The organism is Variovorax sp. OAS795, assembly GCF_040546685.1.
Classification (GTDB): Bacteria; Pseudomonadota; Gammaproteobacteria; order Burkholderiales; family Burkholderiaceae_C; genus Variovorax.
Map to the genome: position 1 here is coordinate 1629299 of NZ_JBEPOH010000001.1, position 19917 is coordinate 1649215.

A 19917-nucleotide genomic window follows, 5' to 3' on the forward strand; every position below is an offset into this window, starting at 1 on the left:
TACTTATAGTGTGGGCGCCGGAACACTGCCGGGGTGCAAGTTCCGAATCGTTCACCATCTCAGCAGGCGCTGCTCAAAGCCTTTGGCGCCGCGATGCGACTTCGGCGCAAGGAGGTTGAACTTACACAGGAGCAGGTCGCGGAACACGCAGACCTCCATACGAACTACGTGAGTTCGGTAGAACGAGGGGAGCGCAATGTTTCCCTTCACAACATCGCTCAGATTGCAGCCGCCCTGGGTGTAAAGCCCTCTGAACTGGTAGCCGCCATAGACCACTTGGCGCCGCGCAAGTAGGGCGACTGCTGGCGTCACTGGTCTTGGAGCTTCCCTCCCTCTCCTTCAAAAATCGCCATACCACCTCGCCATGCGCTTCGCCCATCTCGCCTTGCTGGCCGCAACTTTCGGCACGATCGCTCACGCCCAGCAGGTCTACCGCTGCGGCAACCAGTACAGCAGCGATCCATGCGGGAAGGGCATCGTGGTGGACGTGTCGCCCCCGGTGCGAAATCTCGATTCGGCCGGTTCGGCCCAGGTGTTCCTCTGCGTGGGCAACAGCGGTGGACGTTTCTGGTCACCTGACCACTGCCGAGAGCGCGGCGCGTCGGTGGAGCGGATAGAGTTTGTTCCCGGCGGCCTTTCGTGGACGCAGCAGGTCCAGATCGCCGATCAGCAAACCCGGCAGGGCTACGAGGTGCAGCGCCAGGCGATGGCGCAACGTGGCGCCAGCACGCCTGGCGTGACCGCCGGAGATTCTTCACGCTGCGCCCACTGGAACCAGCAGGTCGAGTACTACGACCGACTGGCGCGGCAGCCGCAGAGTGGGGCCTCCCAGTCCTGGATCGCAGAGCGGCGCAAGGAAGCCAGGGACCAGCAATTCCGCGCGCGGTGCTGAGGTCTTGCGGCCAGTGCCCTGTCCCGGCAATTCGCCCGCAGAGTCGGGCGAGTTCTTCAGGTATTGAATCGACAGTGGCGGTCCAGGCGAACGGCTTGCAGTATTTGTGGTGACGGCTGACGAAGCTGTCAATCCTGTCGGACAAGTCACTGGCTGCCGCTCAGCGCTTCCAGCCGGGCGGGCGCTTCTCGATGAAGGCCTGCACGCCTTCGAGCGCGCTCTCGTCCATCATGTTGCAGGCCATGGTCCGGCTCGCGTCGGCCAGTGCGGCCTCGATACCGGTCTCGAGCTGCCGATAGAAGAGGGCCTTGCCGAGCGCCAGCGCTTGGCGGGGCTTGGCCACGATGCTGGCGACCAGCGCTTCGACCGCGCCGTCGAGCTCGCTGGGCGGCGCCACGCGGTTGACGAGGCCCTTCTCGCGGGCTTCCTGCGCACTGATGAACTCGCCCGTGACGAGCATCTCGAAGGCTTGCTTGCGGCCGAGATTGCGCGACAGGGTCACGCTCGGCGTGGCGCAGAACAGTCCCACGTTCACGCCGCTGACGGCAAAGCGCGCGTCGCTCGAGGCCACGGCCAGGTCGCAGACGGCGACCAGCTGGCAGCCCGCGGCCGTCGCAATGCCATGCACGCGCGCGACCACCGGCACCGGGAGCCGCTGGATCGACAGCATCATGGCGCCGCAGCGCTCGAAGAGCTGCTCGTAGTAACCGAGCGAGGGCTCTGCACGCATCTCTTTCAGGTCGTGGCCCGCGCAGAAGGCCTTGCCCGCCGCAGCGATGACGACGGCGCGCACGCTCGGGTCCGCGGCAAGCTCGCCAATGGCTTGCTCGAGCGCGCCGAGCATGCCTTCGGAGAGGGCGTTGAATGAGGCCGGGCGGTTCAGCGTCAGCGTGACCACGCCGCGCGCATCGCGCGCCTTCAGCACAAAGGGGGAGTCCGCATCGTTCATGTCCGTGGCCTCAGTAGGTCAATTCGAGCACCGTCACGTGCTGCTGCGCAGCGGGCCAGGTCAGGCCGGTGAGGCGCTCGCCGTTGAATTCGCCGGTCACCGCGCGCTGGGGTTCCGCGGCGGCCACGCGCAGGCGCGAGCTCGACACGCCGGAGCCCTTGGGCGGCACGCCGGCCGGCGGGCTCTGGCCGTCGAAGCGCATGGTGTCGCGCTGCGCATCGAAGTACCCGCGGGGGCGCGTGAAGACGACGACCGCCTGGGCATTCGCATCGGCGGGCGTGAGGCGCTCGGGGCGCAGGTTCACGACGCGGCTGCTGCGTGGAAACGGGCTGCGGTAGATGTGCGTGGTGCCATAGCCAGGCGCGCTGATCACGAACTCGTAGGCCGCGTCGCCGCGCGCACTGAAGGGGCCCCAGCGTCCGTCCGAGCCGATGTTCTTGCTGTGAACCGCATCGCCGTGCCGTGCGCCCGTGGCGGGGTCGACGGCATGGACCGTGACCTGCCCGCCGTTCAGCGAGAGGTTTTCGGCGCCCATCGCGCGGCCGTCGAGCACCACGTTCGCCTCGGGCGCGATGGCTGTGGCGCGCGGCGGCTCACCCGTCAGGAATTGCCAGGTCGCCGCAAAAGCCGCAGGCGAGAACGAGGTTTCGCGGTGGTCCACGCGCGGCAGCACGACGTTGGTCGCGCCCTTGAGCGCCGGTCCGTCGAAGCCGATGTTCGTCGGCTGTCCCGGCGCGCCGATCCACAGCCCGTCCGCCTGCGCGTACTTGTCGTTGTTGTCGGAGCGCAGCGTGAGCCACTTCACGCCGGGCGTGACCTCTTCGCCGTTCGGCCCCTTCGGCGCATTGAGCTGCTGCATGAAGCCCGAGAGCCCCGAGAACTCGTTGTTCTCGCGGAAGCCCTTCACGGCCCAGATGCCGTGCGCCGGATTGCCGCCCAGCACCACGTGGCTCACCACGGCTGCGCCGCCGCCGTTCTGCACGTAGTTGCGGATGGTGTTGCCACCGCGCGAATTGCCGATCAGCACCACCTTGCCGGCGCCCGTGGCTTTCAGCACCCGCTCGACTTCGGCCTTCAGGAACACGGCCGAGTCGGTCGTCGAGCTGCGGCCCGGCTGTGCCACCGCATCGTCGTCGCGTGCCAGCGGATTCGGCTGGTCGACCGCGAAGAGCCGGTCGCGCGGCCAGCCGTTCGATTCGAAGCGCCAGATCGTGGTCTGCCAGAGCGCGGCCGAGTCGCCGTTGCCGTGCATGAAGACGATCGGCGGACGCTCGGTGTACGAGGGCGAAGGTGCTGTGGCGCAGGCAGTCAGCATGGCGGTGGTTGCGAGCCCGAGGGCAAGAAGGGTGCGGCGTGAGTGCATGTTCGTTCCTGGCTGGTGTCCAAGTAAAAACGCCCGCAGGCAAGAAGCCGGCGGGCGTTGGATGCTATGGGAAAAACATCGTCAGGCGAAGACGCCTGCGGTGTCCTGCATGCGGGCAGACACCTCGCCCAGGTGGTGCAGGGTGTCTCCGAAGGTCATCTCGAGCTGCGTGAGCTTGCGGAAGTAGTGGCTGCCGATGTATTCGTCCGTCACGCCGATGCCGCCGTGCAGTTGAACGGAGTTGGCGGCGACGTAGCGCATCGACGTGCCGAGCTGGTACTTGGCGCGCGCCATCGCCTGGCGCCTCTCATCGGCCGGTGCGTTGAGCTTGAGCGTCGCGTAGTAGCTCATCGAGCGCGCGAGCTCGAGCTGCATCTTCATGTCGGCCACGCGATGGCGCAGCGCCTGGAAGGTGGAGATGACGACGCCGAACTGCTTGCGCTGGTTCATGTAGTCGACCGTCAGGGCCACGGTCTTGTCCATCACGCCGACCGCCTCGGCGCAGGTCGCCGCAATGCCGACATCGACCGCGTATTCGAGCGCAGCCAACCCGTCGGCGGTGATCGGCGCGGCGTCCGCCTTGTCGAACACCACCTCGGCCGCGCGGCTGCCGTCCTGCGTGCCGTAGCCGCGCGCCTCGACACCGCTCGCGCGTCGTTCGACGAGGAAGAGGGCGATCTTGCCGTCGGCCTGCGCGGGCACGATGTAGGCGTCGGCTTCATCGCCGACGGGCACCACGCTCTTGGCGCCGGTCAGGGACCACCTGTCGCCCGCCTTCACAGCCTTGGCTTCGCACCGGTCGAGCCGGTAGCGCGCCTTGCGCTCCTGGTAGGCCAGCACCACGATGGCTTGGCCGCCGGCGATGCGCGGCAGCCAGTTGTCCTTGACGTCCGTGCTGGCGTAGCCGCTCAGCACGGCGCCGGCAATCAGCGTCTGCGCGAACGGCTCGAGCACGATGCCTCGGCCCAGTTCTTCCATCACGACCATGCCGGCCACCGGGCCCATGCCGAGGCCGCCGTCGTCCTCGGCGATGTAGAGGCCACCGAGGCCCAGCTCGGCCAAGTCGTCCCAGGCCTCGCGCGAGAAGCCGCCCTTGGCCTCGATGCCGCGGCGGCGCTCGAAGTCATAGCCCTTGTCGACCCACTTGCGAACGGCGTCGCGCAGTTGTTCCTGGTCGTCCGAAAAATTGAAGTCCATGTTCTTGTCTCCTCAGCCGAGAACGGTTTGAGCAACGATGTTGCGCTGCACTTCGTTCGAGCCGCCGTAGATGGTGGTCTTGCGCATGTTGAAGAAGGTCGACGCGAGCGGCGCCAGCGCGGGGTTGCCGCCCGGGAAGTCGCCTTGCCAGCCGGCTTCCATCGCCTCGCGCACGAGGGGCAGGGAATAGGCGCCGCCGGCCAGCATCATCAGTTCGGTGTAGCGCTGCTGGATTTCGCTGCCGCGGATCTTCAGCAGGCCCGCGACGTCGAGCGAGTTCTTGCCCGAGGTGGCAGCGGAGAGCACGCGCAGCACCATCATCTCGAGCGCGACGATGTCGACTTCGAGCTTGGCGATCTCGTCGCGGAAGCGGAGGTCGTCGTACACGCCCTCGCTCCTGGCGATGCGCTTCAGACGCTCGAGCTCGCGCTTGGCGCGGTTCACGTCGGCAATGTTGGTGCGCTCGTGCGAGAGCAGGTGCTTGGCGTAGGTCCAGCCCTTGTTCTCCTCGCCGATGAGGTTCTCGGCCGGCACTTCGACGTTGTCGAAGAACACCTCGTTCACCTCATGGCTGCCGTCCAGCAGCTTGATCGGCCGCACCGTGACGCCGGGCGACTTCATGTCGAGCAGGAGAAAGCTGATGCCGGTCTGGGGCTTGCCTTCGTTGCTGGTGCGCACGAGGTTGAACATCCAGTCGCCGTATTGGCCCAGCGTGGTCCAGGTCTTCTGGCCGTTGACGATGTACTTGTCGCCCTTGCGCTCGGCCTTGGTCTTGACCGACGCGAGGTCGGAACCCGAACCGGGTTCGCTGTAGCCCTGGCTCCACCAGACTTCGCCGCTCGCGATGCCGGGGAGAAAACGCTTCTGCTGCTCGGCATTGCCGAAAGCCATGATCACGGGCGCTACCATCACCGGGCCGAACGGCACGATGCGCGGTGCGCCGGCCAGGGCGGTTTCTTCCTCGAACAGGTGGCGCTGGATGGCGGTCCAGCCGGGTCCGCCGAATTCCTTTGGCCAGCCGTAGCCCAGCCACCCCTTCTTGCCGAGGATCCTCGCCCAGCCTTGCATATCGTCGCGCGTCAGTTCGAGCGCGTTGTGCACCTTGTGCGAAATCTCCTTGGGGAGGTTTTCCTTGACCCAGCCGCGAATCTCTTCGCGGAACTGCTGTTCTTCGGGCGTGAAGCTCAAATCCATGCGTGCCTCGCTGTGTTGATCGGTCCGCCGCCATCGCAGCGATGGCGTATGTCTCCGGAATCCGGAGTTTTAGCACGGTCGTGCTGTGGAACGGTGTCCGCGCGGCGACAAGGCGCCGGGGCGTTTCCGGAGCACCGGGCCGGGCACGGATAATCCCCGCCTCCCATGAAGAACATCGTGATCCTGATCTCCGGCGGCGGCTCCAACATGGCGGCCATCGTGCGTGCCGCCGGGCGCGACCGCTGGTCCGAGCGCTTCGGCGCCCGCATTGCCGCAGTCATCAGCAACAAGGCCGATGCGGCGGGCCTTGCGCTCGCCAAATCGCACGGCATCGAAACGGCGGTGGTCCCGCACAAGGACTTTCCGAGCCGCGAGGCCTTCGACGTAGCCCTGGCGGAGGCCGTCGATGCGCATTCGCCCGCACTGGTGGTGCTGGCGGGCTTCATGCGCATCCTGACGCCCGCCTTTGTCGGGCGCTATGCCGGCCGGCTGATCAACATCCACCCCTCGCTGCTGCCTGCATTTCCGGGGCTGAACACGCATCAGCGGGCCATCGACGCCGGCTGCAAGGTGGCGGGCGTCACGGTGCACCAGGTGACCACCGAACTCGACCATGGCCCCATCCTGGACCAGGCGGTGGTGCCGGTTCTGCCGGACGACATCTCGGCCACGCTGGCCAGCCGTGTGCTCGCGCAAGAGCATCAGTTGTATCCACGCGCCATTTCGGCGTGGCTGGCGGATACATCAAGTCACATTTCTTGAATTTGTTTATATTTGCGGGTTTTCGGGAGCATTCTTTGAAAATCCGATCGCTTCTGGCTCTGGTTGCCAGCGCTTTGCTGTTGGCGGCTTGCGCCGCACCGGCCCCTGCACCCGCGCCTGCCGCGCCCGCCACCGGCCCCGCCGCCGCAGTTGCGCCGGTTGACCAGTGCAATGCCGACGGCGCGCGCTTTGCCGTGGGGCAGCCCCTGTCGCCGCAACTCGAGGCTGCCGCCCGCACGCGCGCCGCCGCGGGCACGGTGCGGGCGCTTAAGCCCGGCCAGGCGGTCACGATGGAGTTCAATGGCGCCCGCCTCAACCTGGACGTGGATGCACGCGGCCGGGTCACGAGCGTTCGCTGCGGCTGAGGCCGCCGCAGCATTGCCGCCGGCGACATGACGACTTAGACCGGGGCAAAGCGCAATTGGCGAACGCCCTCGATCTCCACGGTTCCGCCGAACATCGCGGCCGGGCGCACCCACAGTCCCTGCTCGCCGTAGAGGGTGCGGTAGAGCGTCATGGGTTCGAGTGTCTCGCTGTGCCGCACGGTGCCCAGCACCTCGTATTCGCCGCCCTTGTAGTGGCGGTAGCGGCCTGGCGGCATCTCTATCAGGGGTGGCAGGTCGTTGTCGTTCACGGTGTTGCTTCTTTCAATCTGTGGTGCCCGGTGGGAGAAAAGACGGATGGATCGCGCTGATTTCGTTCATCTCGTCCGGCTGAGCGAGCATGCCAGCGCCGACGACAGCGCGCGTTACCGGCGCAATGTCGCCGCCTTTGCCGCGCTCGGTTATCTCTGGGTGATGGCCTGCCTGGCGCTGTCGGTCGGCATCATCGCCTGGGTGGCGCTGGCTGCCGGACGTGGGCGCTTCGGTTTCTCGCGCGGCTGGCTGCTGCTGTTTGCCCTGGGCCTGCTCTGGGCCACGCTGCGCGCATTGTGGGTCCGGTTCGACGAGCCTGACGGCCGGGAGCTGTCGCGCGCGGATGCGCCGGCGCTGTTCGAGGCGCTCGACCGCATACGCAGGAAGATCAAGGGCCCGCCGGTCCACCGCGTCTTCCTGGACGACGAGTTCAATGCCAGCATCCGGCAGGTGCCGCGTTTCGGCCTGTTCGGCGGGGCCGTCAATTCGCTGTCGATCGGCTTGCCGCTCCTGATGATGCTGGACCGGCGACGGCTGCTCTCGGTGCTCGCCCACGAGTACGGGCACCTGCGCGGCAACCACGGCAAGCTCAGTGCCTGGATCTACCGCACGCGGCTTTCCTGGCTCAAGCTGGACGCCAGCCTCCAGCGCGAGGAAGGCGTGATGGCGCTGGTGTCCCAGGCTTTTTTCCGCTGGTACTTTCCGCGCTTTGCGGCCCGGACCTTCGCACTCGCGCGGCAGGACGAGTACGAGGCGGACCGCATTTCGGGGCGTCTGCTGGGCGCCCCCGTGGCCGCCGCCGCGCTGACCGAGATCGCAATCAAGGGCAACTGGTATGCCAATGAGTTCTGGGCCTCGCATTGGGCACGCGCCGAACGCGAGCCCCAGCCGCCCGGTCCGTTCAAGGCGCTCCAGGCGCTGGCCGGTACCTCGCCGGGTGACGAGTTCGCGCGCCAGGCCCTGCGCGAGGCCATGCGTCGCGTCAGCGACCTGGACGACACCCACCCGGTCCTGCGCGACCGGCTCGAGGCGCTCGGCCAGAAGGCCGTGGTGCCGCCGTGGTCCACCGAACCGGCACTGGGCATGCTCGCCGACAGCACGAAATGGATCGCGCATTTCGACAACCAATGGCGCCGTTCCCATGCGGCCGACTGGAAGCAGCACCACGCGCACCGCACCCGCATCCGCGAACGCATCGAGCTGCTCGCAGCGCAGGGCGAGCGCAACACGCCCGACGAAATGGTCGAGTGGGCCGATTCCGAACGCCGGCTCGATCCGGCCGCGCCGGTGCGCGACCGCTATGAACGCGTGCTGCGGATCTCGCCCGACCACCCCGGGGCCCTGCGGGGGGTGGCCCAGATGCTGCCCGCGCGCGAACGCGACGCGCGCCTGGCCCTGCTCGAACGCTTGCACGGATGCAGCGCGGCCAGCCGCTGGTGGGCCGCCAAGGACGCCGTGGCCGCGCTCGAGGATCCCGAGGCCGGCGTGCACGACGAAGAGGCCCTCAGGCTGTGGCGTGGCCGCCTCAAGGAGGCCGAGGAAGCCGAGGCGCGGGCCTGGGAAGAGATCACCGAGACGCCTTTCTTCAGCCAGATCGTCCGGCACGACCTGAACGACCATGAACTGGGTGAACTGCGCGCCGACCTGTCGCGGTGCCTGCCCATTTCCAGGGCCTGGGTGGTGCGCAAGACCCTGCGCGAGTTTCCGTGGCGCCGGGCTTATATCGTGTTCGTCGACCTTCCGGGCATGGACGACGACGACCGCTGGCAGCTCTGCCGCCAGCTGGAGCACACCCTGGGCCTCCCGGGCGCGGCGCTGGTCCTGTGGGCGGGCCATTCGCCGACCCTGGATGACATAGAACGGCAGGCTTTCGGGACGATCTGGACGCGCACGGCGTAGACAGCCGCCCGGCTGAGACAATCGGGGCATGCACCCCAAAGCCCTGTTGGAGGCCACCGCCGATCTGGTCGGCCTTGTCCTGAAATTCGATCACCCGGCCGACCAGGTCGTTTCGCGGTTTTTTCGCGACCACCGCGAGTTCGGCCCGCGCGAGCGCGCCACGCTTGCCGAGACCGTCTACACCGTGTTGCGCAAGAAGCTCCTGTTCGACCATCTCTCGCCCTCGGGCACCGGCTCCAAGGAGCGCCGCATGGCGATCCTTGGATTCCACGGCCCGCGCGATTTCCTGAAAAGCGCCCTCAACGACACCGAAAAGCGATGGCTCGACAACTGCGATGCCGTCAAGACGGAAGACCTGCTGGAGCGCCATCGCCACAACCTGCCCGAATGGCTCGTGGCGCCGCTCAAGGCGCAACTGGGCGACGGTTTCTGGCCCCTGGTCGAAAGCCTGCAACAGCCCGCGCCGCTCGATCTGCGGGTCAATGCCCTGACGGACAAGCGGGCCGAAGTGAAGGCCGAGCTTGCCAAGGCCGCGATCAAATCCGAGGCCACGCCGTTCTCGCCCTGGGGCTTGCGCATCGACGGCAAGCCGGCGCTGACCAAGCTGGACGCCTTCGCCCGCGGCGCGGTCGAGGTCCAGGACGAGGGTTCGCAGCTTCTCGCGCTGCTGCTGGACGCAAAGCGGGGCGAGATGGTGGTCGATTTCTGCGCCGGTGCCGGCGGCAAGACGCTCGCCATTGGCGCCACCATGCGCAACACCGGCCGGCTCTATGCGTTCGACACCTCGGCCCACCGGCTCGATGCCCTCAAGCCGCGGCTTGCGCGCAGCAAGCTTTCCAACGTCCATCCGGCCGCCATAGCCCACGAGCGGGACGACCGCATCAAGCGGCTGGCCGGCAAGATCGACCGGGTGCTCGTCGATGCACCTTGCTCGGGCCTCGGAACGCTGCGCCGCAACCCCGACCTGAAATGGCGCCAGTCGCCCAAGTCGGTGGAGGAACTGACGGTCAAGCAGGCTGCCATCCTGCAAAGTGCCGCGCGCCTGCTGAAATCCGGCGGCCGTCTGATTTACGCCACGTGCAGCGTGCTGCCGGAAGAAAACGAGGCCATCGCCGAGGCTTTCAGCGCCGCCAACCCCGATTTCGAGCCCCAGGACGCGGCAGGCCTGCTGCAGGGCCTCAAGGTGGAGAGTTTCGAGAAGCTCTGCGCCGGCGGGCCGGACGGCCAGCGCTACCTTCGGCTATGGCCCCACCGCCACGCCACCGACGGTTTCTTTGCCGCGGTGTGGAACCGCAAATAGGCACGGCACTCCAAACTAGGGTAAATCTGCGCTTTATGGAAGGGCAAAAGGCCGCATTTTGGCCTTGCCCGCTTAAAATCGCGGGCTAACTGAAAGGCGGCACCTTCGTGCGGCCATGGAGTACTTAATTCAATGTTGATTCCTGACTCTGCCGTTTTGAGCGCGGCCCTCGACTGGCTCGGAAACGGCTTGTGGGACCTGACATGGTGGCAAGTCGTGCTGTACACGCTCGTCACCACGCACATCACGATTGCCGCCGTCACGATCTTCCTGCACCGGACGCAAACGCACCGGGCCATGGATCTGGGCCCGATCCCCTCGCATTTCTTCCGTTTCTGGCTCTGGCTGGGTACCGGCATGGTCACCAAGGAATGGGTGGCCATCCACCGCAAGCACCACGCCAAGTGCGAATCCGAGGAAGATCCGCACAGCCCGCAGGTCAAGGGCATCGACGAAGTGCTGTGGCGCGGCGCCGAGCTGTACCGCGCCGAGTCGAAGAACAAGGAAACGATGGAGCGCTACGGTCACGGCACGCCCGACGACTGGATCGAGCGCAACCTGTACACGCGCTACAGCTGGCAAGGCGTCGGCCTGATGCTGGTCATCAACCTGGCGCTGTTCGGCGCACTCGGCCTGACCGTGTGGGCCGTGCAGATGCTCTGGATCCCGATCACCGCGGCCGGCATCATCAACGGCATCGGCCACTACTGGGGCTACCGCAACTTCGAGGCGCCCGACGCCAGCCGCAATGTCTCGCCCTGGGGCCTGATCATTGGCGGCGAAGAGCTGCACAACAACCACCACACGTATCCCACGTCGGCCAAGTTCTCGGTCAAGAAGTACGAGTTCGACATCGGCTGGGTCTACATCCAGATGATGCAGGCGATCGGCTGGGCCAAGGTCAAGAAGGTGCCGCCGAAGATGCAGATGGGCGACATCCAGCCCGTGGCCAACGAGAAGACGCTCGAGGCCGTCATTGCCAACCGCTACGAAGTCATGGCCGGCTATGCGCGCGAAATGCGCCGTGTCACCAAGGCGGAGCTGGCCGCACTCAAGACCAAGGGCGGCGACATCTCGGTGCTCAAGGCCGCCAAGAACTGGCTGCACCGCGACGACGACAAGGTGCCGGCATCGGCCCGTACGCACCTCGTGCAGGCGCGCGCTGCCCACCCGGTCATCGACAAGATGGTGACGATGCGCGAAGAGCTGCGCCAGCTGTGGCTCAACACCTCGCAGTCCCGCGAGCAACTGGCGGCCGATCTGGCAGCCTGGTGCCACCGCGCCGAAGCCAGCGGCATTGCCGGCCTGCGCGAATTCTCGACTCGCCTGCGCTCCGCGCGGACCTGATCGCGGTTCGCGCCGCTCACAAGCGCCGCGTTCTCCGCTCTTTGAAAGCCGGCCTGGAGCCGGCTTTTTTACGCCTGGCTTTTCTTGGATCACGACGGAAGCCCGGGTGGCATGCGAGCGGCGGGAGAGAGCGGCAGCCAACAAAAAACCCCGCCGGGCAAGCCTGGCGGGGTTTCTTGTTTTGGCGAAACCGGTGCTGAATTACTTCAGCTTGATTTCCTTGTATTCGACGTGCTTGCGTGCCTTGGGGTCGAACTTCATGATCGACATCTTTTCAGGCATCGTCTTCTTGTTCTTGCTGGTCGTGTAGAAGTGGCCGGTACCCGCGGTGGATTCCAGCTTGATCTTTTCGCGTCCGCCTTTGCTCGTTGCCATGATTCAGCTCCTTAAGCTTGGCCGCGTGCGCGCAGGTCTGCGAGCACGGCGTCGATGCCATTCTTGTCGATGAGGCGCAGCGCAGCGCTCGAAACACGCAGGCGAACCCAGCGGTTTTCAGTCTCGACCCAGAAACGGCGGTATTGCAGGTTCGGCAGGAACCGGCGCTTGGTTTTGTTGTTGGCGTGGGAAACGTTGTTTCCGACCATCGGGCCTTTGCCCGTTACGTCGCATACGCGTGCCATGAGGACACTCTTTCTTGAACAGCTGGCACCGGCGCAACCGTGGAGATTGCAGGTGTTTTGCAGCTTGACCTCGCCAGAAACGGGTGGCGGTACCCCGGCTTGCCGAACCCGCCAACGTGGCGCTATTTCGGCAAAGCCTCGGATTATAGCCCTTTTGCGGGCCGGCCGGCCTAGAGCGTGCCGTCCTGCTCCAGGAAGCGCTGTGCGTCGAGGGCGGCCATGCAGCCGGTGCCGGCGCTGGTGATGGCTTGGCGATACACGTTGTCCTGCACGTCGCCGGCGGCGAACACGCCCGGAATGCTGGTCATCGTGGCAAAACCCTGCAGGCCCGAGCGGGTCAGGATGTAGTTGTCCTTCATCTCCAGCTGGCCCTGGAAGATGTCGGTGTTCGGGTGGTGCCCGATGGCGATGAAGCAGCCCTTGAGGTCGATCTGCTCGGTGGCGCCGGTCTGCGTGTTCTTGATGCGGATGCCCGTCACGCCCGTGTCGTCGCCCAGCACCTGGTCGAGTTCGCTGTGCAGCTTCAATACGATCTTGCCCTCGGCAACCTTTTCCTTGACCTTGTCGATCAGGATGGGCTCGGCGCGGAACTTGTCGCGGCGGTGCACCAGCGTCACCTTGTTGGCGATGTTGGCAAGGTACAGGGCCTCTTCGACCGCCGTGTTGCCGCCGCCGATCACGCACACCTCTTGCTCGCGATAGAAGAAGCCGTCGCAGGTCGCGCAGGCGGAAACGCCGCGGCCCATGAACTTCTGCTCCGAATCGAGGCCCAGGTATTTGGCGGAGGCGCCCGTGGCGATGATCAGCGAATCGCAGGTGTAGGTGCCGCTGTCGCCGGTCAGCGTGAAGGGACGCTTGCCCAGGTCGACCTTGTTGATGTGGTCGAAAACGATTTGCGTCTTGAATCTTTCGGCATGCTCGAGAAAACGCTGCATCAAATCAGGACCTTGCACGCCGTGAACATCGGCCGGCCAATTGTCGACTTCCGTAGTTGTCATTAATTGACCACCTTGCGCAATGCCGGTGATTAGCAATGGTTGCAAATTGGCGCGCGCTGCATAGACGGCAGCGGTATAGCCGGCGGGGCCGGAGCCGAGAATCAAAACCTTGGCGTGTTGGGAAGCGGACATGATTGGAAAACCTAGGATTTGCGCTGCGTCAGCGTGTACATTTTCAGGGTGGTAACCGATATATGGGGAGTATCACCGCCCGGTTCAACGCCGGGTGCATGGTGTTTTCAATGCGCGCGATTGTAGTAATCCATCGAGAAACAAAAAGATGAGAGCGCTTGCGCGCGACGAATCAGGGATTGATAAATGTCGATGCTGTCCAATCTTGAGCTGCTGCGGCGCGTACCGCTGTTCGCTTCGCTGACCTCTTCGCAATCTGCAAGCATTGCGGATGCGATCATCAAAAAGCGCTTCAAGCGTGCGGAGGTCATTGTCGAGCAAGGCAAGAAGTCCGATGCCCTCTACATCATCCTGACCGGGCGGGCGCGCGTCACGAGCGCCGACAGCCGCGGCCGGGAGGTGATCCTTGCGACGCTGCACACCGGCGACTACATCGGCGAGATGAGCCTGATCGACGACGAGCCGCACTCGGCCACGGTGCGCACCGAGATCCAGTGCGACGTGCTCATGCTGGGCCGCGATGCGTTCGCACGCTGCCTGCCCGAGAACTCCTCGATGGCCTACAACATCATGCGCGGCCTCGTTCAGCGGCTGCGCCATGCCGACCGCAAGATCGAATCGCTGGCGCTGATGGACGTCTACGGCCGCGTGGCACGCTCGCTGCTCGAGTTCGCCATCGACGACGGTGCGGGCAATCTCAAGGTGCGCGACAAGATCTCGCGCCAGGATCTTGCGAAAATGGTGGGTGCTTCGCGCGAAATGGTGAGCCGCGTCATGAAGGACCTGGAGGAGCGCGGATTCGTCCAGACCCTGGACGATGGCGCCATGATTGTCAAGGAGCGGCTCCTGTCGTTGACGTGAGCCGTCGGGGTGGGTGCTTGCTGCTTGCAGCCGCCGCCTTTTGTTGTAGTGTTCAGGCCGCCAGCCACCGATTCGAAGGCTGGAGGCCGCGTTTTTCATGACTTATTCGCTCAATACGCTTCAATCTTCTTCTGCCGCCGAGGGGCAACCCGTGCGCATGCGCGCCATGCGCTTTGCCCACGAGATCACGCTGATCGCAGGGTTCGCGGGGCTGTTGTTCTGGTTGCTGGCCATGTTGAGCTACACGCCGTCCGACGCGGCGTGGTCGACCTCCGGCACCGGCGGTGAAATCAAGAACTGGGGCGGCCGCATCGGCGCCTGGCTGGCCGACGGAAGCTACTTCCTGGCGGGCTATTCGGTGTGGTGGTGCCTTGCGGCGGGGTTGCGCGCATGGCTGTCGTCACTGGCCAACTGGCTGCGCGGCGGCGAGCCTGCGCCTGCCGAGCAACCGGTGCGCGGCCGATTCAACCGCAGCCGGATCGCGTTCTGGTTCGGCCTCGTGCTGCTCTTGTGCGCAAGCGCCGTGCTCGAGTGGTCGCGCCTGTACCGGCTCGAATCCCACGGCCTGCTGGGCTACCTGGTCGGGCCCGCGAGCGTGCGTTGGATGGGCTTCACAGGCTCGGCGCTGGTGGCCATTGCCGCCGGCGTGATCGGCTCGGCGCTGGTGTTCCGCTTCTCGTGGACCCAGCTTGCAGAGCGCATCGGCGCACGGGCCTATTCGCTGTTCGAGTCGCGCCGTGAAAAGCGCGAGATGGCGGCCGACATCGCCTTGGGCAAGCAGGCCGCGCGTGAGCGTGCCGAGGCCGAGGAGCCGCACTTCTCGCACACGGTGCCCGGCGGCATCGAGCCCGCGGGCGAAGACGGCGACGAAGAGCTGCGCATCGAACCGCGTCCGCGGCGCCGCGCCGCGTCGCCGCCGGTGCAGATCGAGCCCGCGATGACCGAGGTGCCCAAGAGCGATCGCGTCGTCAAGGAGCGGCAGAAGCCGCTCTTCAAGGAACTGCCCGACAGCAAGCTGCCGCAGGTCGACCTGCTCGACGCGGCGCAGGCGCGCCAGGAGACCGTCTCGCCCGACACGCTCGAAATGACCTCGCGCATGATCGAGAAAAAGCTCAAGGATTTCGGCGTCGAGGTGCGCGTGGTGCTGGCCTCGCCGGGTCCGGTGATCACGCGCTACGAGATCGAGCCCGCCACCGGCGTCAAGGGCTCGCAGATCGTCGGCCTGGCCAAGGATCTCGCGCGCTCGCTCTCGCTGGTGTCCATCCGCGTGGTCGAAACCATTCCGGGCAAGAACTACATGGCGCTCGAACTGCCGAACGCCAAGCGCCAGTCGATCAAGCTGAGCGAAATTCTCGGTTCGCAGGTCTACAACGAAGGCAAGTCGTTCCTCACGATGGGCCTGGGCAAGGACATCATCGGCAACCCCGTGGTCGCCGACCTCGCGAAGATGCCGCACGTGCTGGTGGCCGGTACCACCGGTTCGGGCAAGTCGGTGGGCATCAACGCGATGATTCTTTCGCTGCTCTACAAGGCCGAGGCGCGCGACGTGCGCCTCTTGATGATCGACCCGAAGATGCTCGAGATGTCGGTCTACGAAGGCATCCCGCACCTGCTCGCGCCCGTGGTCACCGACATGCGCCAGGCCGCGCATGGCCTGAACTGGTGCGTGGCCGAGATGGAGCGCCGCTACAAGCTCATGAGCAAGCTCGGGGTGCGCAACCTGGCCGGCTACAACACCAAGATCGACGAGGCCAAGGCGCGCGAGGAGTTCATCTACAACCCCTTCAGCCTCACGCCCGACGATCCCGAGCCGCTCAAGCGCGAGCCGCACATCGTGGTCGTGATCGACGAACTGGCCGACCTGATGATGGTCGTCGGCAAGAAGATCGAGGAGCTCATCGCCCGCCTCGCGCAGAAGGCGCGCGCCGCCGGCATCCACCTGATCCTTGCCACGCAGCGGCCCAGCGTCGACGTGATCACCGGCCTCATCAAGGCCAACATTCCGACACGCATCGCGTTCCAGGTGTCCAGCAAGATCGACAGCCGCACCATCCTCGACCAGATGGGGGCCGAAGCACTGCTCGGCATGGGCGACATGCTCTACATGCCGAGCGGCACCGGCTTGCCGATCCGCGTGCATGGCGCGTTCGTGAGCGACGAGGAAGTGCACCGCGTGGTGGCCTACCTCAAGAGCCAGGGCGAGCCCGACTACATCGAGGGCGTGCTGGAAGGCGGCACGGTCGATGGCGAGGGCGACATGCTGGGCGAGGGCGGCGATGCCGAGAAGGACCCGATGTACGACCAGGCGGTCGAAGTGGTGCTCAAGAACCGCAAGGCGAGCATCTCGCTCGTGCAGCGCCACCTGAAGATCGGCTACAACCGCGCGGCGCGGCTGGTGGAAGACATGGAAAAGGCCGGCCTCGTCAGCGCCATGAGCGGCAGCGGCCAACGCGAGATCCTCGTGCCGGCGCGCGCCGAGTAGGCGGTGGCCACCCGCCAATTCAGGCGTTACGCGCTGACAAGCAGGTTGCACAAGCTGCGCTAGCGTTGCAAAACTTCATCAAGCCCGCACATGGCGCCACGCGCCGCAGGGTATGGTCATGTCACGGCACCGCTTGCCGAGGAACCCGAAAATGAAAATCCGCCATTGGCTGTTGATCGGCCTTCTCTCATCTGCCAACGCCTGGGCCGGGGGGCTCGAAAGCCTCGAGACCTTCGTGAAGACGGTCAAGTCGGGCCGCGCCGAATTCACCCAGACCGTCACGGCGCCGCCGCGCGAGGGGCAGCCGGGCCGCACGAAGGTCTCGAACGGCACCTTCGAATTCCAGCGCCCCGGCAAATTCAAGTTCGACTACCAGAAGCCCTTCGCCCAGACCATCGTCGCCGACGGCAAGACACTCTGGCTGTACGACGCCGATCTGAACCAGGTGACGCAGCGTGCCCAGTCGCAGGCGCTGGGCTCCACGCCCGCCGCGCTGATTGCCGCGGCACCCGACCTGCGCGCCCTGCAGGCCGACTTCACGCTGGAGGCCGCGCCCGAGCGCGACGGCCTCCAGTGGGTCAAGGCAACGCCCAAGAACAAGGACGGCCAGCTGCAGAACGTGCAGGTCGGATTCCAGGGCGATGCGCTTGCGGCGCTCGAGATTCTCGACAGCTTCGGCCAGCGCTCGGTGCTCAAGTTCAGCAAGGTCGAAGTCAATCCGGCGCTTGCTGCCACCGTGTTCGATTTCAAGGCGCCCGCCGGCGCCGACGTCATCAAGCAATAGCAACGGCAACATTCAGTTCGACAGGCAGGCTTGGCCACCAGTTCGCATCAACCCCTTGCCGAACGCCTGCGTCCCAAGACGCTGGGCGAGGTGATCGGCCAGCAGCACCTGCTGGGGCCGGGCATGCCGCTGCGCATCGCGTTCGAGTCGGGGCAGCCGCATTCGTGCATCCTCTGGGGACCGCCGGGCACCGGCAAGACGACGATCGCGCGGCTGATGGCCGATGCCTTCGATGCGCAGTTCCTCAGCATCAGCGCCGTGCTCGGCGGCGTGAAGGACATCCGCGAGGCGGTCGAGCGCGCCACGTCCGCGCGCGACGGCCTGGAGCAGCAGCGCACCATCGTCTTCGTCGACGAGGTGCACCGGTTCAACAAGAGCCAGCAGGACGCGTTCCTGCCGCATGTGGAATCGGGGCTGTTCACCTTCATCGGCGCCACCACCGAGAACCCGTCCTTCGAGGTCAATTCGGCGCTGCTTTCGCGCGCCGCGGTGTATGTGCTGCAGCCGCTCACCGAGGCCGACCTGAAGCAGATCGTGGCCAAGGCGCAGGGCATCCAGGCCGTTCCCGCCATCGAGGAATCGGCCATCGACCGCCTCGTCGCCTATGCCGACGGCGACGCGCGGCGCCTGCTCAACACGCTCGAAACGCTGGCCGTGGCGGCCAAGGCCGAGAAGCTGGGCAACATCACCGACGAATGGCTCCTGCGCGTGCTCGGGGAGCGGATGCGGCGCTACGACAAGGGCGGCGAGCAGTTCTACGACACGATCAGCGCCTTGCACAAATCCGTGCGTGGCAGCGACCCCGACGCATCGCTCTACTGGTTTGTGCGCATGCTCGACGGCGGCGCCGATCCGCGCTACATGGCGCGCCGGCTGGTGCGCATGGCCAGCGAAGACATCGGCCTGGCCGATCCGCGCGCGCTGCGGCTGGCGCTCGATGCCGCGGAGGTCTACGAGCGGCTCGGCACGCCGGAGGGCGAACTCGCGCTGGCCGAATGCGTGGTCTACCTCGCGATGGCCCCCAAGTCGAACGCCGTCTACAAAGCCTACAACGCGGTGCGCGCCCTCATCAAGAAAGACAGCACGCGTCCCGTGCCGATGCACCTGCGCAATGCGCCCACCAAGCTCATGAAGGAGCTCGACTACGGCAAGGGCTACCGCTATGCGCACGACGAGGAAGGCGGCTTCGCGGCCGGAGAACGCTACCTGCCGGAAGGCCTGGAGGGCCAGGTCTTCTATCAGCCGGTCGAACGCGGTCTCGAAATACGCATCGCTGAAAAGCTGCGCGAACTGCGCCGGCTCAATGGCCAGCGCGAGGAGTGATACGTCTTTTCACACTGCGCATGCGTCCGGCATGACTTCACGCGCATACAGCATGGCGTGAGCGGGTAAACCCCGGGCAAGCTGCACTGAATAGGCGCTGGTGGGTGCTTACAATCCCGCCCACAAATCAGCCGGCGGCACATGCTGGCTGGTTTTTTGCTTATCAAGCCAAGGTGCCCAACCGGTGCCACGGTGGGTGAACGGCACCCCGCAACGGTGCAACAAACAGGAACGCGTTATGGAAATATTGCTGCAGCAGATCATCAACGGTCTGGTTCTCGGCAGCATGTATGCCTTGATAGCCTTGGGCTACACCATGGTGTACGGCATCATCAATCTGATCAACTTTGCGCACGGCGAGGTGCTGATGGTGGGGGCGCTCACGAGCTGGTCCATCATCGGTCTCATGAAGGAGTCGATGCCCGGCACGCCCGGCTGGTTGATCCTCATCATCGCGTTGATCATCGCCTGCGTGGTGGCCGCCACGCTCAACTTCGTGATCGAGAAGGTGGCCTACCGGCCGCTTCGCAACAGCCCCAAGCTCGCGCCGCTCATCACGGCCATCGGCATGTCGATCCTGCTGCAGACGCTGGCCATGATCATCTGGAAGCCCACCAACAAGGCCTATCCCAACCTGCTGTCGACCACGCCCATCGAGGTGGGCGGTGCGGTGATCTCGCCCACGCAGGTCATGATCCTGAGCGTCACGGCGTTCTCGCTCGTGGTGCTGATGTGGCTGGTCAACTACACCAAGCTCGGCCGCGCCATGCGCGCCACCGCCGAGAACCCGCGCGTCGCGGCGCTCATGGGCATCCGGCCCGACATGGTCATCTCGGCCACTTTCATCATCGGCGCCGTGCTCGCGGCCATTGCGGGCGTCATGTACGCCTCCAACTACGGCATTGCGCAGCACGCGATGGGCTTCCTGCCCGGCCTCAAGGCCTTCACCGCGGCGGTGTTCGGCGGCATCGGCAACCTGGCCGGCGCAGTGGTCGGCGGCATCCTGCTCGGGCTGATCGAAGCCATCGGCTCCGGCTACATCGGTTCGCTGACCGGCGGCGTGCTGGGCAGCAACTACAGCGACATCTTCGCGTTCATCGTGCTGATCGTCATGCTCACGCTGCGGCCCTCGGGCCTGCTCGGCGAGCGCGTGGCGGACCGTGCCTGAGGAGCAGCACC

Annotated in this window: 20 protein-coding genes; 12 read left to right on the forward strand and 8 right to left on the reverse strand. The window is 65.7% G+C overall.

From position 1 onward, the window contains the following. Nucleotides 1-93: 93 nt before the first annotated feature. Nucleotides 94-294, forward strand: coding sequence for a helix-turn-helix domain-containing protein (locus tag ABID97_RS07740; RefSeq protein ID WP_354401697.1), 201 nt, complete (start codon nucleotides 94-96; stop codon nucleotides 292-294). A 70-nt stretch (nucleotides 295-364) separates the two neighbouring features. After that, on the forward strand, nucleotides 365-892 hold the full coding sequence (locus tag ABID97_RS07745; RefSeq protein WP_354397941.1) for a hypothetical protein: 528 nt from the start codon (nucleotides 365-367) through the stop codon (nucleotides 890-892). A 160-nt stretch (nucleotides 893-1052) separates the two neighbouring features. On the opposite strand, the gene ABID97_RS07755 is transcribed toward ABID97_RS07745, so the two are convergent. The 4 genes from ABID97_RS07755 to ABID97_RS07770 form a co-directional block, all read right to left on the reverse strand. Beyond that, a complete protein-coding gene (locus ABID97_RS07755; RefSeq protein WP_354397942.1) occupies nucleotides 1053-1841 on the reverse strand; it encodes an enoyl-CoA hydratase in 789 nt (262 codons plus the stop codon). Between the two features lie 10 nt (nucleotides 1842-1851). After that, on the reverse strand, nucleotides 1852-3204 hold the full coding sequence (locus ABID97_RS07760) for an alpha/beta fold hydrolase (protein ID WP_354397943.1): 1353 nt from the start codon (nucleotides 3202-3204) through the stop codon (nucleotides 1852-1854). Between the two features lie 81 nt (nucleotides 3205-3285). After that, the gene (locus tag ABID97_RS07765; protein WP_354397944.1) at nucleotides 3286-4401 is read right to left on the reverse strand and encodes an acyl-CoA dehydrogenase family protein; all 1116 of its coding nucleotides are present in this window, start codon (nucleotides 4399-4401) and stop codon (nucleotides 3286-3288) included. A gap of 12 nt (nucleotides 4402-4413) precedes the next feature. After that, a complete protein-coding gene (locus tag ABID97_RS07770) occupies nucleotides 4414-5595 on the reverse strand; it encodes an acyl-CoA dehydrogenase family protein (protein WP_354397945.1) in 1182 nt (393 codons plus the stop codon). Nucleotides 5596-5760: 165 nt separating this feature from the next. Here ABID97_RS07770 and purN point away from each other — a divergent pair, with 165 nt between their 5' ends. Together purN and ABID97_RS07780 are read left to right on the forward strand one after the other, a co-directional pair. After that, nucleotides 5761-6357, forward strand: coding sequence for a phosphoribosylglycinamide formyltransferase (purN, locus tag ABID97_RS07775; protein WP_354397946.1), 597 nt, complete (start codon nucleotides 5761-5763; stop codon nucleotides 6355-6357). A 35-nt stretch (nucleotides 6358-6392) separates the two neighbouring features. Then, nucleotides 6393-6722, forward strand: coding sequence for an I78 family peptidase inhibitor (locus ABID97_RS07780; RefSeq protein WP_354397947.1), 330 nt, complete (start codon nucleotides 6393-6395; stop codon nucleotides 6720-6722). 35 nt (nucleotides 6723-6757) lie between these two features. Here ABID97_RS07780 and ABID97_RS07785 read toward each other — a convergent pair whose 3' ends face one another. Next, complete coding sequence (locus ABID97_RS07785; protein ID WP_354397948.1) at nucleotides 6758-6991, reverse strand: DUF1653 domain-containing protein; 234 nt, start codon at nucleotides 6989-6991, stop codon at nucleotides 6758-6760. A 46-nt stretch (nucleotides 6992-7037) separates the two neighbouring features. On the opposite strand from ABID97_RS07785, the gene ABID97_RS07790 reads away from it, so the two are divergent. The 3 genes from ABID97_RS07790 (at nucleotide 7038) to ABID97_RS07800 (ending at nucleotide 11538) form a co-directional block, all read left to right on the forward strand. Next, the gene (locus ABID97_RS07790; RefSeq protein ID WP_354397949.1) at nucleotides 7038-8891 is read left to right on the forward strand and encodes a M48 family metalloprotease; all 1854 of its coding nucleotides are present in this window, start codon (nucleotides 7038-7040) and stop codon (nucleotides 8889-8891) included. A gap of 28 nt (nucleotides 8892-8919) precedes the next feature. After that, entirely contained in the window at nucleotides 8920-10191 is a 1272-nt protein-coding gene (locus ABID97_RS07795) for an RsmB/NOP family class I SAM-dependent RNA methyltransferase (RefSeq protein ID WP_354397950.1), read from the forward strand. A 132-nt stretch (nucleotides 10192-10323) separates the two neighbouring features. Next, on the forward strand, nucleotides 10324-11538 hold the full coding sequence (locus tag ABID97_RS07800; protein ID WP_354397951.1) for a DesA family fatty acid desaturase: 1215 nt from the start codon (nucleotides 10324-10326) through the stop codon (nucleotides 11536-11538). 201 nt (nucleotides 11539-11739) lie between these two features. Here ABID97_RS07800 and rpmG read toward each other — a convergent pair whose 3' ends face one another. From rpmG to trxB, 3 genes are all read right to left on the reverse strand, one after another. Further along, nucleotides 11740-11913, reverse strand: a complete 174-nt coding sequence (rpmG, locus tag ABID97_RS07805) for a 50S ribosomal protein L33 (protein WP_007830291.1) — start codon at nucleotides 11911-11913, stop codon at nucleotides 11740-11742. Between the two features lie 11 nt (nucleotides 11914-11924). Next, on the reverse strand, nucleotides 11925-12158 hold the full coding sequence (rpmB, locus tag ABID97_RS07810; RefSeq protein ID WP_007830293.1) for a 50S ribosomal protein L28: 234 nt from the start codon (nucleotides 12156-12158) through the stop codon (nucleotides 11925-11927). A gap of 170 nt (nucleotides 12159-12328) precedes the next feature. After that, nucleotides 12329-13288: a thioredoxin-disulfide reductase gene (gene trxB / locus ABID97_RS07815; RefSeq protein WP_354397953.1), complete on the reverse strand. Its 960-nt coding sequence runs from the start codon at nucleotides 13286-13288 to the stop codon at nucleotides 12329-12331. Between the two features lie 186 nt (nucleotides 13289-13474). Between trxB and ABID97_RS07820 the strand changes: the two genes are divergently transcribed. The 5 genes from ABID97_RS07820 (at nucleotide 13475) to ABID97_RS07840 (ending at nucleotide 19906) form a co-directional block, all read left to right on the forward strand. Then, nucleotides 13475-14149 (forward strand): Crp/Fnr family transcriptional regulator, encoded by a 675-nt coding sequence (locus tag ABID97_RS07820; RefSeq protein ID WP_354397955.1) that lies wholly within the window; start codon nucleotides 13475-13477, stop codon nucleotides 14147-14149. Nucleotides 14150-14246: 97 nt separating this feature from the next. Beyond that, nucleotides 14247-16631 (forward strand): DNA translocase FtsK, encoded by a 2385-nt coding sequence (locus ABID97_RS07825; RefSeq protein ID WP_354397956.1) that lies wholly within the window; start codon nucleotides 14247-14249, stop codon nucleotides 16629-16631. 151 nt (nucleotides 16632-16782) lie between these two features. Then, nucleotides 16783-17415, forward strand: coding sequence for an outer membrane lipoprotein periplasmic chaperone LolA (lolA, locus tag ABID97_RS07830; protein WP_354397957.1), 633 nt, complete (start codon nucleotides 16783-16785; stop codon nucleotides 17413-17415). 30 nt (nucleotides 17416-17445) lie between these two features. Continuing rightward, nucleotides 17446-18738 (forward strand): replication-associated recombination protein A, encoded by a 1293-nt coding sequence (locus ABID97_RS07835; protein ID WP_354397959.1) that lies wholly within the window; start codon nucleotides 17446-17448, stop codon nucleotides 18736-18738. Nucleotides 18739-18976: 238 nt separating this feature from the next. Beyond that, nucleotides 18977-19906 carry a branched-chain amino acid ABC transporter permease gene (locus ABID97_RS07840; RefSeq protein WP_354397960.1) on the forward strand — a complete coding sequence of 310 codons (930 nt, stop codon included), beginning with the start codon at nucleotides 18977-18979 and terminating at the stop codon, nucleotides 19904-19906. Nucleotides 19907-19917: the final 11 nt, after the last annotated feature.